This is a genomic window from Aestuariimicrobium kwangyangense DSM 21549 (genome assembly GCF_000421525.1).
Classification (GTDB): domain Bacteria; phylum Actinomycetota; class Actinomycetes; order Propionibacteriales; family Propionibacteriaceae; genus Aestuariimicrobium; species Aestuariimicrobium kwangyangense.
This window is the reverse complement of sequence record NZ_ATXE01000001.1, coordinates 990,474-1,004,351: the sequence shown is the minus strand read 5'-3', so window position 1 is coordinate 1,004,351 and position 13,878 is coordinate 990,474. Positions and strand designations below refer to the sequence as shown.

At 68.3% G+C, this 13,878-nt stretch carries 13 protein-coding genes; 4 read left to right on the top strand and 9 right to left on the bottom strand.

Translation table 11 applies throughout. The annotated features are described in order from the left end of the window. Positions 1–22: 22 nt before the first annotated feature. The 7 genes from pth to H507_RS0104390 form a co-directional block, all read right to left on the bottom strand. Positions 23–628: an aminoacyl-tRNA hydrolase gene (gene pth, locus H507_RS0104420; protein WP_022909508.1), complete on the bottom strand. Its 606-nt coding sequence runs from the start codon at positions 626–628 to the stop codon at positions 23–25. Between the two features lie 38 nt (positions 629–666). Beyond that, on the bottom strand, positions 667–1,332 hold the full coding sequence (locus H507_RS0104415) for a 50S ribosomal protein L25/general stress protein Ctc (RefSeq protein ID WP_026377772.1): 666 nt from the start codon (positions 1,330–1,332) through the stop codon (positions 667–669). A gap of 252 nt (positions 1,333–1,584) precedes the next feature. After that, positions 1,585–2,646 (bottom strand): glycoside hydrolase family 130 protein, encoded by a 1,062-nt coding sequence (locus tag H507_RS0104410; protein WP_022909506.1) that lies wholly within the window; start codon positions 2,644–2,646, stop codon positions 1,585–1,587. 124 nt (positions 2,647–2,770) lie between these two features. Next, a complete protein-coding gene (locus tag H507_RS0104405) occupies positions 2,771–3,748 on the bottom strand; it encodes a ribose-phosphate diphosphokinase (RefSeq protein WP_022909505.1) in 978 nt (325 codons plus the stop codon). Further along, complete coding sequence (gene glmU, locus H507_RS14680) at positions 3,745–5,262, bottom strand: bifunctional UDP-N-acetylglucosamine diphosphorylase/glucosamine-1-phosphate N-acetyltransferase GlmU (RefSeq protein ID WP_022909504.1); 1,518 nt, start codon at positions 5,260–5,262, stop codon at positions 3,745–3,747. Before glmU ends, H507_RS0104405 begins: the two co-directional genes overlap by 4 nt. A gap of 90 nt (positions 5,263–5,352) precedes the next feature. Continuing rightward, positions 5,353–7,587, bottom strand: coding sequence for an FG-GAP-like repeat-containing protein (locus H507_RS0104395; protein ID WP_022909503.1), 2,235 nt, complete (start codon positions 7,585–7,587; stop codon positions 5,353–5,355). 9 nt (positions 7,588–7,596) lie between these two features. Then, positions 7,597–9,063, bottom strand: coding sequence for a D-glucuronyl C5-epimerase family protein (locus tag H507_RS0104390; protein WP_022909502.1), 1,467 nt, complete (start codon positions 9,061–9,063; stop codon positions 7,597–7,599). Between the two features lie 368 nt (positions 9,064–9,431). Between H507_RS0104390 and H507_RS14675 the strand changes: the two genes are divergently transcribed. Continuing rightward, positions 9,432–10,091: a LysM peptidoglycan-binding domain-containing protein gene (locus tag H507_RS14675; protein WP_022909501.1), complete on the top strand. Its 660-nt coding sequence runs from the start codon at positions 9,432–9,434 to the stop codon at positions 10,089–10,091. A gap of 114 nt (positions 10,092–10,205) precedes the next feature. On the opposite strand, the gene H507_RS0104370 is transcribed toward H507_RS14675, so the two are convergent. Next, complete coding sequence (locus H507_RS0104370; RefSeq protein WP_022909500.1) at positions 10,206–10,562, bottom strand: VOC family protein; 357 nt, start codon at positions 10,560–10,562, stop codon at positions 10,206–10,208. Between the two features lie 203 nt (positions 10,563–10,765). On the opposite strand from H507_RS0104370, the gene H507_RS14670 reads away from it, so the two are divergent. Next, positions 10,766–11,335: a SigE family RNA polymerase sigma factor gene (locus tag H507_RS14670; protein ID WP_245558815.1), complete on the top strand. Its 570-nt coding sequence runs from the start codon at positions 10,766–10,768 to the stop codon at positions 11,333–11,335. 229 nt (positions 11,336–11,564) lie between these two features. Here the strand turns inward: H507_RS14670 and H507_RS17940 are convergent, their stop codons facing one another. After that, complete coding sequence (locus H507_RS17940; protein WP_026377768.1) at positions 11,565–11,774, bottom strand: hypothetical protein; 210 nt, start codon at positions 11,772–11,774, stop codon at positions 11,565–11,567. Between H507_RS17940 and H507_RS17935 the strand changes: the two genes are divergently transcribed. Continuing rightward, positions 11,695–12,207 carry a DUF4232 domain-containing protein gene (locus H507_RS17935; RefSeq protein ID WP_281166928.1) on the top strand — a complete coding sequence of 171 codons (513 nt, stop codon included), beginning with the start codon at positions 11,695–11,697 and terminating at the stop codon, positions 12,205–12,207. The two genes, H507_RS17940 and H507_RS17935, sit on opposite strands and share 80 nt — an antisense overlap. A 76-nt stretch (positions 12,208–12,283) precedes the next feature. Next, a complete protein-coding gene (locus tag H507_RS14660) occupies positions 12,284–13,813 on the top strand; it encodes a CYTH and CHAD domain-containing protein (protein ID WP_022909497.1) in 1,530 nt (509 codons plus the stop codon). The last annotated feature ends 65 nt before the right edge of the window (positions 13,814–13,878 follow it).

Sequence of the window (13,878 nt, the reverse complement as noted above, 5' to 3'; positions counted from 1 at the left end):
AGCCTACCGCGCGCGTCGGTGCTCAGCGATTGAAGAGGTTCTGGGCCCGCTCGAGGCCTTGGGTCAGCAACGCCTCGACGGCGTCCACCACGCGGGCGGTCTCGACCGCGTAGTCCTCACGCAGCTTCGCCGGGATCGGTGAGAGCACGTAGTCGGCGGTGGGTTGCTGGCCCGGTGGTCGTCCGATGCCGTACCGCACCCGGAAGTAGTCCCCGGTGCTGAGGTGGGCGCGGATGGACTTGAGCCCGTTGTGGCCGTTGTCGCCGCCCCCGAACTTCATGCGCAGGGTGCCGAAGTCGAGGTCGAGCTCGTCGTGCACGACGACGATGTGGTCGGGCGCGACCTTGTGGAAGTCCGCCAGCTTGCGCACGGCCTTGCCGGAGTCGTTCATGAACGTGCGCGGTTTGGCCAGCACGACGGACGAGGCCTCGGACCCGGGCACCCCCCAGCCTCCCGCCGACAGCCGGGTGGTGCCGACGTCGGCGTGCATGCCCCGGGCTGAGGACAGCGACACCCGGCCGACGCGGGCGATCTCGTCGATGACGAAGAAGCCCACGTTGTGCCGGGTGTTGGCGTAGGTCGGGCCCGGATTCCCGAGCCCGACCAGGAGCCAGGTGTTGGTGCTCACCGAAGTGGAGGGATCGGTGGATCGTGAGGGACGAACCCTCAGGCGTCCTCGCCGGCCTCGGAGTCGGCGTCGCCCTCGGTCGACTCAGCCTCGGAGTCGGCCTCGGTCGTCGCAGCCCCGGTGGCCTCCTCGGACTCGGCCAGCTCGGCGTCCAGGGCCTCCTGCGAGACCTGCTGGGTGACATTGACCACGAGAGCCTCGGGGTCGACGTGCGTGGTGACACCCGAGGGGAGCTTCAGGTCGCGGACCAGGATCTGGGTTCCGGCGGCCAGACCCTCGATGTCGACGGTCAGCTCAGTGGGGATGTGGGTCGCCTCGGCCTCGACGGCCAGCGAGGTCAGGTCGACGACGACCAGGGTCTCGGGGGCGGCCTCACCGTGGGTGACGACGGCCACGTCGACGGTGACCTTCTCGCCGCGCTTCACGATGACCAGGTCGACGTGCTCGAGGAAGCCACGGATCGGGTCACGCTGCACCTGCTTGGGCAGCGCGAGCTGGTGCTTGCCACCGTCGATGGAGATGTCGAGCAGTGCGTTCGCGGTGCGCAGGGCCAGCAGCGACTCGTGGCCGGGCAACGAGATGTGGACGGGATCGGTACCGTGCCCGTAGATGACCGCGGGCACCTTCCCGGCGCGACGCAGACGGCGCGATGCGCCCTTACCGAACTCGGAACGGCTCTCGGCCGCGAGCTTGAACTCAGCCATGGTGGTCTCCTCAACCTGTGCAACGTGATGGGCACCCAGCAACGGTCGCCCGTGGATCTCGGCAGCAAGGGAGGTCAGCGCCATGCATCAGCATGCACAAGTCGATCACGGACGCCAGCGTCCCTCGCCAAGCAGCTTGGAGAGCTTACCCCGAAGCGCTGCCCTCGGCCAACCCGACGGCCTCCGCGCGGACGGACGACAGCGCGGTCGCGCGGGCTCGGCGGGTGTCTGACCGGGGCCAGCCAGCCGGTCTCAGCCAGCAGAACGGACGATCCTCGCCACGCCGATGGCCTCGTCGGCCATGCCGTAGAAGCAGTAGAGCCCACCCTGGGCGCCCGTCGTCTCGACGATGGCGGTCGGGAAGACGACGTTGCCGACGATGCCGACCCGCTCCTCGTCCGTCTCGGGTGCCAGCAGCGGCTCGGACGTGCGGGCGAGGACGACGCCGGGATCGTCCGCCGACAGGATCATGGCCCCGGCGGCGTAGAAGACGTTCTTCTGCTGGTCGAAACTCGATCCCGCGATCGTCCCCGAGACACCGTGGTGCAGGAACAACCAGCCTTCGGGCACCCGCACCGGGGGCGGACCGCCCCCGACCTTGAGCACCTCCCAGTCGTACTCGCTCGCGGCGAGCTGCCGGTGACCCCAGGGCCGCAGCAGGGCGCGCGGGTCGCGCAGGGCGTCCTCCAAGGAGACGTAGCTGATCCAGATGGCAGCGCGTTCATCGGTGATGCCAGTGGGCAGGTCGGGTTCCTGCCCCTCGATCTCCCACATCGGACGATGCACCAGGGCGAGGCATTCGCGCCCGTCGGGCCCCGGCACCGACTCGGGGAACCAGACGATGTCCTTGTTGGGGAAGAGGTTCAGGTCGGTGCCCAGGGACTCCTCCCAGACGAACTGGATCGGCCCCCAGCGTTCCCAGGAGTCGAGGTCACGGGAGACCAGCAAGGCCGGACGAGGCCCGAGCGGTCCGTAGGCGACATAGGTCATCACCCACAGTCCGAGCGGTTCGATGAAGGTGAGCCTGGGGTCCTCGACTCCCCCATGGTCGGAGCCGTGCTCCCACCCCTGGTCGGCGGCGAGCAGGATGTCGTCCAACTCGAAGCCGGTGGGCAGCCCGTCGGTGATCGTCACCTCGCCCACCCCGATGCGGGAGCGGTTGCCCGCGGCCACCAATCGTGGGTACATCAGCACTCGTCCGTCGGGGTGGACAGCGGCCGCGGGATTGAGCACTCCCTCGACCTGATGGGGGTCGGTGAGGTCGGGTCGCATGATGATGCCGACCCGCTCCAGGCGGTAGGGGAAGTCGTTCATGGTCGAGTCCTCGGTGTTGGGGGTTGGGATTCGCGTTTCGACACGTCGCTCGTTCCTCGCTCCCACTCGACGAGCGGTGGGTGGATCACTCGTTCCGCACCCCCACTCGACGAGCAGGCAGGGGTCAGTGCAGGTCTCCGAAGAGGCTCGTCACCGAACCGTCGGCGAAGACCTCCTGGATCGCCTTGGCGATGAGCGGGGCGATGGAGAGCACGGTCAGCTTGTCGGACTTCGCTGATTCCGGGATGGGCAGCGTGTTGGTCACGATCACCTCGTCGAAGCGGGACGCGCGCAGCCGGTCGCCGGCCGGGCCCGACAGCACGGGGTGGGTGGCCGCGGCGATCACCCGGGAGGCTCCGTGCTCGATCAGCGCCTCGGCGGCCAGACAGATGGTGCCAGCGGTGTCGATCATGTCGTCGACCAGCAAGCAGGTCTTGCCCGAGACGTCGCCGACGACCTCGTGCACGGCCACGGTATTGGCCTGGTTGGGGTCGCGTCGCTTGTGGATGATCGCCAGCGGGCAGTCGAGCTTGTCGGTCCACATGTCGGCCAGCCGCACCCGGCCGGCGTCCGGCGAGACCACCACCATGTCGTCCTTGCCGTACTTGTCGACCACGTAGTCGGCCAGCACGGGCATGCCCCAGAGGTGGTCGACGGGACCGTCGAAGAAGCCCTGGATCTGGGCGGCGTGCAGGTCGACCGACATGATCCGGTCGGCACCGGCGGCGCGGTACAGGTCGGCCATCAGGCGGGCCGAGATGGGTTCGCGTCCGAGGTGCTTCTTGTCCTGACGGGCATAGGGATAGAAGGGCGATACCACGGTGATCCGCTTGGCCGAAGCCCGCTTGAGCGCGTCGACCATGATCAACTGCTCCATCATGGCCTCGTTGACCGGCGCGCAGTGCGATTGGATGACGAACGCGTCCGTACCTCGCACCGATTCCTCGAAGCGCACGTAGATCTCGGAGTTGGCGTACGTGACCGCCTTGGTGGGAGTGAGCCCGAGGCCGGCGATGCTCGCGATCTCCTCCGCGAGTTCGGGGTAGGCCCGTCCCGCGAACAACATCAACTTCTTGTCGTTGGGACGGATGGATCCGCTCATGCCCGGCCTTCCATGCTCTGGTTGAGTTCGTTGCGCTTGTTCTGGATCGCCTCGTGCACTTCGCCGGACGATGCCTGGGCGGCCTCGTCCCACTTCGAGCCGGGGCGGGTTCGTCCGATCCAGTTGGACGAGTTGTGCTGGCGTCCACGGGCGACCGCCAGGTCACCGGCGGGGACGTCCTCGGTGATGGCGGACCCAGCCGCCACGAAAGCGCCGTCGGCGATGTCGACCGGTGCCACCAGCACCGAGTTCGAACCCACGAAGGCATTGCGGCCGACGTGGGTGGGCGACTTGTTGACTCCGTCGTAGTTGGCGAAGATCGTGCCAGCGCCGATGTTGGCGCCCTCGTCGATGTACGCATCACCGGCGTAGGTGAGGTGGGGCACCTTGGCGCCCCCCGAGATCTTGGCGTTCTTGGTCTCGACGAAGGTGCCGATCTTGGCCTTGGCCCCCAGTTCGGTGCCCGGACGAAGGTAGGCGAACGGCCCTACCTCCGCGTTCTCACCGATCACTGCGAGCGAGCCGTGGGTTCGCACCACATGCGCCCCGGCGCCGACCTCGACGTCGACCAGCGTGGTGTCCGGTCCGATCAAGGCACCCTCACCGACACTGGTGGCGCCCTCGAGGGAGGTGTTGGGCTTGAGCACCACGTCGCGTTCGAGCGTGACGTCGTCGTGGATCCAGGTGGTGTTCGGGTCGAGCACGGTCACGCCGGCACGCTGCCACTTCTCGACGATGCGGCGGTTCATCTCGCGGTTCATCGCCGCCAGCTGCACCCGGTCGTTGACTCCCTCGGTCTGCCACAGGTCGGTGATCTGGTGGACGCCGACCCGTTCGCCACGTTCGTTGGCGATCCGGATCACGTCGGTCAGATAGAGCTCACCCTGGGCGTTGTCGGTGGTGAGGTTGTCGAGCCCGTGCCGCAAGGTCGCAGCATCGAAGACGTAGATACCGGAGTTGATCTCGTCGACGGCGGCCTCCTCATCGCTGGCGTCCTTCTGCTCGACGATGCGAACCACCTGGTCGCCCTCGCGGATGATGCGGCCGTAGCCGGTGGGGTCGGGCACCCGCGCCGTCAACACGGTGACCTGGTGGCTGAGGGCGCGATGGGTGCCCACCAGTTCGGCGAGGGTCTCGCCGGTGAGCATCGGCACGTCGCCGTAGGTGACCACCACCTCGCCGGTGAGTTCTCCCAGATCGGCAAGACCGCACTGCACCGCGTGGCCGGTGCCGTTCTGCTCCTCCTGCACGGCGGTCTGCACATGGGGGGCGATCTCGTCGAGGTGGGCCAGCACCTGTTCCCGCTCATGACCGACGACGACGACGAGGTGCTGGGGTGCGAGGTGCTGGGCCGCGGTGACGGCGTAGCTGAGCATGGTCTTGCCCGACACCTCGTGCAGCAACTTCGAGGTTCTTGACTTCATGCGGGTGCCGCCACCGGCGGCGAGGACGACCACTGCGGCGACGGAACCGTCGGCCTCGGTGGTGTCGGGGGCAGGGTCGTGGGTGGTCAACGTTCACTCCTCCACTGCTCGGGAGCCCCGGGCAGGGCTGCCATCGGCCCCAGCCTATTGAGTCGCGGGCTGGGGCGCAGAATTGGCGCCTCAGCCGAGTAGTCGGTACCCCGTCAAACCTCGTCCGATCTCTCGGGGAGGCGACCACCCCGTGCCTCGGTTGGTGTAGCAGAACACCACTCCGTCCGAGCGAAGCCCGACCAGGTCAGGTCGACCGTCGCCGGACAGGTCACCGGGTGCGATGGCGCCGTTGAACCCTCCCCACCCGCGACCGACCTGCTTGCCTGCCCCGAGAGTGGCCGAGGGAGTCCCGGTGTAGACCCACAGCGTTCCGTCAGTGCGGATCCCCAGCACATCGGCCCGACCGTCTCCATTCCAGTCGGGGATACCGATGAGGGTGCGGAAGCCTCCCCATCCCTGCCCGATCTGGGTGGTTCCGGTGAGGCCGGACGGAGTGAGCGTGTAGCGGTACAGCCGTCCGGTTGAGGTCTGGCGGGCGATGACGTAGCTGGCACTGGAACCACTGAGATGGCCGACCGGGGTGATCACGCTCATGCCGTTCCAGTTGCGCCCGACCACCGCCTGACGGCGCAGGTAGCCGTTCCCGAGCGCCGCGTGCAGTACCAGCGCCCCCGAGGGGTCACGGACCAACACGTCGGAGCGACGGTCGCCGGTGGCGTCCGGCAGCTGGGCCAGTGAGGTCGACGTACCAGCGTCGGGCCAGGGAGCGGGCAACCGGGTGAGGCCGGTCGTGGTCGAGCCGCGCAGGAATCCCAGATCCCCCGTCGGACCGATGGCATAGATGTCAGCAACCCGGTCGCCGGTTCCATCGCCGGGAGCCTCGACACTGTTCATCGTGGACGATGCCACCAAGGTGCCACTGAACGTCTCGTCCGTCGTGGAGAAGGTCAGCACCGACGTTCCGGCGCGGCTGTGGGTCAGGGTGCCGGCCGACCAACGGACCGCGCCCGTCGATGTCGGGGGCACCCATGCTCCTCGCCGGTCGACGAGCCTGTAGGCCAAGGTGGACGAGGTCGCCACAGGGCTGGCAACACGCTGGCCCTGGGCCTCGATGGCATTGGCTGGCACCCTCGAGAGCGGAGAGAGATCGGCCACTCGGTTGTCGGTCAGGAACAGCCACTGCAGTGCGGTCATCTGCGAGAGGGAGGTGACGGCGCTCACCCTGTTCTGGCTGAGGTCGAGGCTGGTCAAGCTGGTGATGGTCCGCAGAGGTGTCAGGTCGCTGACCATGCCTCCTGCCACCGCCAATCCGGTGAGCTGACGCAGGTTGGCCAGTGGAGCGAGGCTCGAGACCCGGGTCTGCGAGACGTCGAGCACCCTGAGGTTGGTCAGCCCGGCCAAAGGCGTCAGCGAGCCGACCAGCGTCGAGCGCGCTTGCAGCTCCATCAGCGCCGTCATGCCCTGCAGGGGGTCGAGACTCACCACTGCAGTGCGGCTCACGCCCAGCATGCGCATGCCCGACAGCGGCGCCAGCGGGGCCAAGGTCGTCACCCCGGTGTCGTCCACGGTCAGTCTGGTCAGCTGTCGTAGTCCGGAGACAGGGGTGAGATTCCTGAACGGATTGCTCCAGAGGTCGAGCCGCCTCAGGGTGGTGAGCGAGGCCAGGGGTGAGAGATCGCTGACCTGGTTCTCCTGCAGTCCCAGATCGACCAACTGACCCATACCCACCAAGGGGGTGAGGTCGGAGATGCGGTTGCCCCCGAGGTCGAGCGTGGTCAGGTTGGGCAGCGCGTCGATGCCCACCAGGCTGACCACCGTGCGATGGGTGCAGAACAGTTCCGTGAGTTGGTAGAGCTGTCCGGACGTGGGCACGTCGGTGGGAGCCAGCCCGAGATGGTCGTTGACGCAGAGGGCGAGGTTCGGGTCGAGGATTCCAGTGCTCGCGGCCTGCGGCGCCACCTTGGTCGTGGTCGTCGACACCTTCACCCTCGAGTGGCCTGATGAGACGATGCTGGCGTAGCGAAGCGATGACGCGGCGGAGTGATGGGACGTTCGCGACCCTGAGGTGACCCGGACCTCGGCCGGGCCCTCGTCGCCGGGCGGGGCGATCACGACCAAGCTGGTACCCGTCCGGGTGACGACTCGGGCGGGCCGCGACTGCACCGTCACCATGCTGTCGGCGGTGAATCCCGTGCCCGAGATGGTCAGCTTCTCGCCGCCATCGGTCGATGTGACCACGGCATTGACCCCCGTGACCACCGGTGTCGCCGACTCGGGCGAGGCGTCCGCCGGTTGGGGCACGATCACCAGTCCGGCGGTCAGACCGACGATGAGCAGGGGTGTCAGGATGCGTGTACGCGACATGCCGTGCCTTCAGTAGTGGGTGACCGATGACAGTCGTGCCCAGCGTCCGGCGAGTCCGCCGTTGTCAATGCGTGCGTAGTGCGAGCCGCCCAACTTGGCGCGCAGCGTCGACTGGGCTCGGCTGCGTGTCTTGAAGACGGAGTACCTGGGCGAGGAGAGGTGGCCGCGGGAATCAGCCACGAAACTGACGCTCGTGCCCGGCTCGAACCACACATCGCGGGGGAAGCGGTACTCGGCGCGGTCGACGTGGAAGCCCTCCGGGTAGCCGTACACGGTCTCCCGGATCCAGTAACCCTTCATGGGCCCCGAGTCCATCCGCGACCACACGCCCGGGAACGCGCTCCACTGCGAGCGTGTGCCACTCGAGACCACCACGTCGCGACTGGGGCGCCACACCGTCGCTGCCCCTGCATTCACCCCCGCACTCCCTGTGACGGGGCGGACGGAATGCGGGTAGCCACCCTTGGCGAACACCGTGGTGGGCACCGAACTCACCCGCCAGTCCCCGATCATCTGGTCGACGGTGTGGGCGAACGGGGACCAACCCGTGTGGTTGTACATGTTGAGGTAGCACGAGGCGTTGACGTAGTGATAGCTCGCCACGTGGGCGGAGTTGCTGGCGTAGTAGTGACTGAAGGTTCCGGGATGTCGGCAGAGGTTGCGGTAGGCCGCCATGGTCTCGGCAGCCCCTTGGACGAGCTTCTTGGCCCGGGCGTCCCCGGTCCTTGCCTGGTACCTCAGTAGCCCCACCATGGCGTAGTAGTGGCCATTGAACACCGCGGACGCTCGACCGTCGGGTTGCGGGTACTCGTCCAGCCACAGGTAGTGGTTGGGATCCACGGTGGCGATCCAGGGCAAGTCGGTCTGGCCGATCTGTGGAGCCTGGAAGAAGGCGGTCACAAGTTCTGACGTCGCCTGCAGCCACCTGCGCTCGCCGGTGTACTCGTAGAGGCGTTGCGTGACGAGGGGGAACTTGCTCTGGCCAAAGCTGGAGTACCAAGGGTCGGGCAGATCACCTTGATAGCTGTGCCAAGGAAACTCGTACTTGAGGAAGACGCCGCCGCGCCGGCGCGAAGCTCTCGCCAGCAGAGCGTCCATCGTGGTGACCACGCGAGCGAGGTTGACCGGCTGCCGACGCCCCGACGTCTCGTACGAGTCGAGCAGGGAATTGAGGTAGTTGCCCAACACGGTGATGTGGATGACCCATGACCCCTTGAGCTCGGTGAGGGGCACGTCATGCTCGGTGCCCAAGCGCAGCGAGCCCAGGTAGCCCTCGGTGAGCAGGGTGGGAGTGCCAGGTTTGGGCCAGTCGCCGGGGATCTCACTCACGGTTCCGCCGAAGGACTTGAAGAAGGCATTGTCGCCAGCTGCGGGGGTGGCCCATCCTCCGGCGGTGGCCAGTCCGATCCCACCCGCGGCGGCGAGCAGTGCGCGGCGGGTGAGGGCTGTGTCGGCCCTCCATCCGTCTCGTGTCATGGAACCCCTCGGCTCATCAGTGGGCGAGCGTGCTTGTCGGGACACTGTATGGGGCGGCGGAGTCACACTCGGAGGCCACCCCACGCATCGCCCGCGAGACCAGGCGGCGCATCGTCTGAATCGCTCGGTAGGGGCCGGCCTCCACAGCGAGGCTGTGTCACAGAATTTCTGAGAAGAAGTTGAGAATCGCTCAGCATGTGCTTACGGTGGAGGGCGCCTCCTCGGAGGTCCCGTGGTGACGAACGTTGCTGCGGTCGGCGCGTCCGGTGTGCTCCTGAGCCACCAGCCGGACGAGAGCGGGAACGTCCCGACGTCATGGTGGCGGACATCCGCAGGAGCACGACCGGACCGGAAGGGCCCCACGTTTCATGAAGAAGTTCACCCGTATCGCCGCCCTCACCGCCGCCTCCGTGGTCGGCGCGGGCATCGCCATGACCGCCACCGCCGGACACGCCTCGGCAGACACCGGCGTGTGGGACCGCGTGGCCGCCTGCGAATCCAGCGGGAACTGGTCGATCAACACCGGCAACGGCTTCTACGGCGGACTGCAATTCACGCAGTCCACCTGGCAGGCCTACGGCGGCACGCAGTACGCCGCCCGCGCTGACCTCGCCAGCAAGTCGGCCCAGATCGCCACCGCCCAGAAGGTTCTCGCCAGCCAGGGTCCGGGCGCTTGGCCCGTGTGCTCGGTGCGCGCAGGGCTGACCAGTTCCAACGGCAGCGGAGCCGTCACCGTGACCAAGTCGACCACCCAGAAGTCCACCGCCACCCAGCGGACGACGACCCAGAGGTCGACCAACGAGCGGTCCACCACGGTGAACCGCTCCTCCGAGCGCACCGAGGTGACCGCGCCCACCCGCCACACCAAGGGTGGGGCCACCGTCACCGTGAAGTCGGGTGACACGCTCGCCAAGCTGGCCTCCGCCCACCAGGTCAAGGGTGGCTGGGAGCGCCTGTTCGCCCTGAACGACGACATCGTCAAGAACCCCAACCTGATCTTCGTCGGGCAGCAGCTGACGCTCTCCTGATCCTGGATCCCTGACCCTCAGCTCAGGGCAGAGACACACCCCCGTCCGTCCCTCACCGGGATCGGGCGGGGGTGTTCCACGCCGTCGGGTGTGTGTCTGAGTGGGGCGGACTGTTCAGCTGACGCAGAGACAGAAGGGGTGACCGGCCGGGTCGAGGAAGACGCGGAAGGTCTCCCCGGGCTGCACCTCGTGCTTGGTGGCACCGAGGTCGAGCACCTGCTGTTCGGCATGGTCGAGGTCGGCGACCGACAGGTCGAGGTGCGTCTGCTGGGGCACCTGCTGGTCGGGCCACTGCGGGGCGCGGTAGTTCTCCACGGCCTGGAAGCAGAGCATCTGTCCGTAGTCCGACTTGGCCTCGGCCCACTCCTGGTCACCGCTGACGGACCAGCCGAGCAGGTCTCCGTAGAAGGTGGCGAGGGCGAGCGGGTCGGGGCAGTCGATGACGGTCACGGGGTACTGGGCGATGGCCATGGTCAACGCTAACCCCGCCCGGGTGCCGTCACGGCGGTCGGCGAGAAACCCTGGTGGTGGCCCTGGCGACGGCTGGTCTGACCCGAGGCAACCCGACGATGCACCCGCAGCGTTGTGCGGGTGAGGGTCGAGAGCCGGCCGCTGGGGAATCTGGAAGGAGGCGCCATGTGGCTGTTCTCACGGTCGGCGTGCATGATCATGCCGTGACCTCCGCGGACATCGCCGCAGCATCGTTCACGGGGTGGGTGCAGTCCAGGCAGCGCCGCCTCGTCGGATTCGCCGAGGCGCTGTGCGGCAACCGCCCCACGGCCGAGGACCTGGTGCAGAACGCCCTCGCCAAGGCCTGGTTGCGCTGGAACCACCTGTCGAGGGACGACCAGGATGCCGACGCCTACGTGCGCCGCATCATCGTCAACGAGAACAACAGTTGGTGGCGACGAGCGTTCCGCCGCCACGAACGCCCGACCGACGAGATGCCCGAACGGGGCCGGACAGATCCCGACCCACCGGACGAGCAACTGTGGCGGGCGGTGGCGAACCTGCCCCCGCGCCAGCGGGCCGTCGTCGCACTGCGCTTCATCGAGGACGCCGACGTAGCCGAGACAGCCCGGCTGCTCGGGTGCAGCGAAGGAACAGTGAAGAGCCAGACCTCCAAGGCCATGGCCACTCTGCGACTGCACCTCCACCCCGACCAGTCACCACCAGACCCGGCACGAACCAACCACCAGACACGAACAGACCAGACACGAACGGAACCGGAGGAGGCGACATGACCCACGACGACGGACGAGACATCGTCCCCGGAGGACTCGGGAGCGAGCCATCCGGCCAAGAGGAATCAGAAGAACTGGCCACCGCGCTTCGGGGCCACGTCTCAGGCAGGCGTACCCCCGACATGGCCGAAGCTGCCTTCGCACGAGCGGCAACCGTGCAGGCCAGGCGACGCACCATTGGCGCCAGTCTGACCGTTCTGGCGCTGGCCGCCGGCGGGGTCGCGGCCGCTCAGGTGTTGAGGCCCGAGTCACAGGGTCCCATCGCGTCGACGTCCACCAGCCGGCCGTCCTCCCCCGGCACGACCACTTCGCCGACCACGACCGGGTCAGCCACCCGGTCGCCCTCAAGGCCCACGTCGATGAGCCCGCTGCCGCCCAGTTCCCCGCCGCCCTCGAACACCCCCTCCCAGCCGGTCACCTCGACGCCGGCCGCACCCACCAGTCACCCGTCGTCCGCCCTCGTGGCCACCTGCGCCCCATCATCCACGTCGCTGGCCGTGACCGTGGACGGCGCTGGCATGGGGCACGTCTACCATCGGCTGGTGGTGACGAACCGGGGCACCAGCAGCTGCCTGCTCGCTGGCTACCCAGGGGTCTCGATGGTTGAGGGCAAGGGCCAGCAGATCGGGGCGGCAGCTGACCGCACCCCCGCGAGCTGGTCGGCCATCACCCTCAGGCCCGGGCGGTCATCCGTCGCCTGGTTGGACGTCACCCAGGCCGCCAACTACCCCACCTGCACCCTGGTGCAGGCGGCCGGACTGAGGGTCTACCTGCCCGGACGCACCGACTCGTCCGTGGTCGCCGTGTCGGTGAGCGGCTGCCCCGAGACCTCGATCAGGCTGATGCAGGTCAAGCCCTTCGGGGCACCCTGACACGAGGCGTCAGGACACGACCCGCGCCACTTTCACATGCCCTGCGCGGACGAATGGGGGCGGCGTAGCGTGGAGCATGGCCGATTCCTGGGGGGAACCGATGCCGCCGGCTGCGGCCCCACAGCTCCACGTCGAGGTTGAACGCAAGTACGACGTCGACGAGGAGACGCCGCTGCCCGACCTGACCCGCTGGCCGGGGGTCGCCTGCGTTGATCCCCCGGTGGTGCACAAGCTCGAGGCCATCCATCTCGACACGCCTGAACTCGCGCTGGCTGCGAGCGGGGTGACGCTGCGTCGACGCACCGGCGGCGTGGACGCGGGCTGGACCCTCAAACTTCCTCACGGAGTCGACAGGCGCGACGAACTGACGGCCCCCCTCGGCGCTGGTGACGAGGATGCGCCCGGAAGCCTGCAGCACCTGGTTCGGGCATGGGTCCGCGACGCCACCCTGATGCCCGTGGCCAAGCTCACCACGCACCGCACGAGCCGCACGTTGCGCACCGGAGACGGGTCGGTGCTCGCAGAGGTCAGCGATGACCTGGTGGCCGCCGAGTCGTACGTCGGGGCGGGAACCTCGCAGGCGTGGCGGGAGTGGGAGGTCGAACTGGCCGACGCGGGTGGCCCCTTCCTCAAGGCCGCCGAGAAGGCGCTGCTGGCGACCGGGGCCCGTGTCGCGGCGCATCCGTCCAAGTTCGCCCGCGCTCTGGGCTCGTCCTACCCCCAGCACCAGGCCCCCCATCGCAAGGGACCGGCGTCCGCGGTGATGCTCGACTACCTGCGTCAGCAGGTGGACACCATCAAGGCGATGGACCCAGCGGTCCGTGACGACGAGCCCGACGCCGTCCACCAACTGCGGGTGGCAGCCCGCAGCCTGCGGTCAGCGTTGGCGACGTACCGTCCGCTCATCGACCGAGGCCGGGGCGACCATCTGCGAGCGGGGCTGAAGTGGCTGGCCGGCGAGGTGGGGCGCGCGCGTGACCTCGAGGTGTCCCGCGAGCGTCTCCACGACCTGATCGCCGGCGAACCGGAGGGCCTCGCGCCGGCCGCCTTGTCGCGCCACGTCGACGACGCACTCGACGAGCAGTCCCGACAGGCCCGGACGGCAGGACTGGCCGCTCTCGACGGCGACCGCTACCGGCGCCTGCTCGACGAGGTGGACGACCTGCTCGCCTCTCCCCCGCTGAGGCGCCGGGCGGGTCGCCGCGCTGCCCCCACCGTGGCCACGCTGGTCACCGCTGACCTCGAACGGTTGCGCAAGGCTGTCCGCCGTTCACGGGCCGCGGACAACGATGCCGCCAGCCTGCATGAGGTACGCAAGTGCGCCAAGCGATTGCGCTACAGCGCCGAGTCCGCCGTGGTGGTCCACGGGAAGCGGGCGCGGAAGCTGGCCGTGGCGGCCGAGCGGATCCAGGACCTGCTGGGCGATCACCAGGACACCGTGGTCACCCGTGAACTGCTGCGCAGTCTGGCGCGCAGCCCGTCACTGACCCCGGAAGACGCGTTCGCTCTCGGACGGCTGCATGCGCGGGAGGAACGGCGTGGCGCTGACGATCGGGCGATCTTCGTCCGCCGATGGAAGCACTTCAGGCCCAAGCCACTGCACTGAGCCACCTGCCGCCGGAGGGGCCGCGGTCATCAGGACACCGCTGCGAACCTTGCCTTCCCGATGCC

Bases quoted from the DNA above. Each gene is read 5' to 3' on its own strand.
- H507_RS14660 (WP_022909497.1), top strand. From the start codon at position 12,284: ATGGCCGATTCCTGGGGGGAACCGATGCCGCCGGCTGCGGCCCCACAG.
- H507_RS14675 (WP_022909501.1), top strand. From the start codon at position 9,432: ATGAAGAAGTTCACCCGTATCGCCGCCCTCACCGCCGCCTCCGTGGTC.
- H507_RS0104405 (WP_022909505.1), bottom strand. From the start codon at position 3,748: ATGAGCGGATCCATCCGTCCCAACGACAAGAAGTTGATGTTGTTCGCG.
- H507_RS0104370 (WP_022909500.1), bottom strand. From the start codon at position 10,562: ATGGCCATCGCCCAGTACCCCGTGACCGTCATCGACTGCCCCGACCCG.
- H507_RS0104415 (WP_026377772.1), bottom strand. From the start codon at position 1,332: ATGGCTGAGTTCAAGCTCGCGGCCGAGAGCCGTTCCGAGTTCGGTAAG.
- H507_RS0104390 (WP_022909502.1), bottom strand. From the start codon at position 9,063: ATGACACGAGACGGATGGAGGGCCGACACAGCCCTCACCCGCCGCGCA.
- H507_RS17935 (WP_281166928.1), top strand. From the start codon at position 11,695: ATGAGCCCGCTGCCGCCCAGTTCCCCGCCGCCCTCGAACACCCCCTCC.
- H507_RS0104410 (WP_022909506.1), bottom strand. From the start codon at position 2,646: ATGAACGACTTCCCCTACCGCCTGGAGCGGGTCGGCATCATCATGCGA.
- H507_RS0104395 (WP_022909503.1), bottom strand. From the start codon at position 7,587: ATGTCGCGTACACGCATCCTGACACCCCTGCTCATCGTCGGTCTGACC.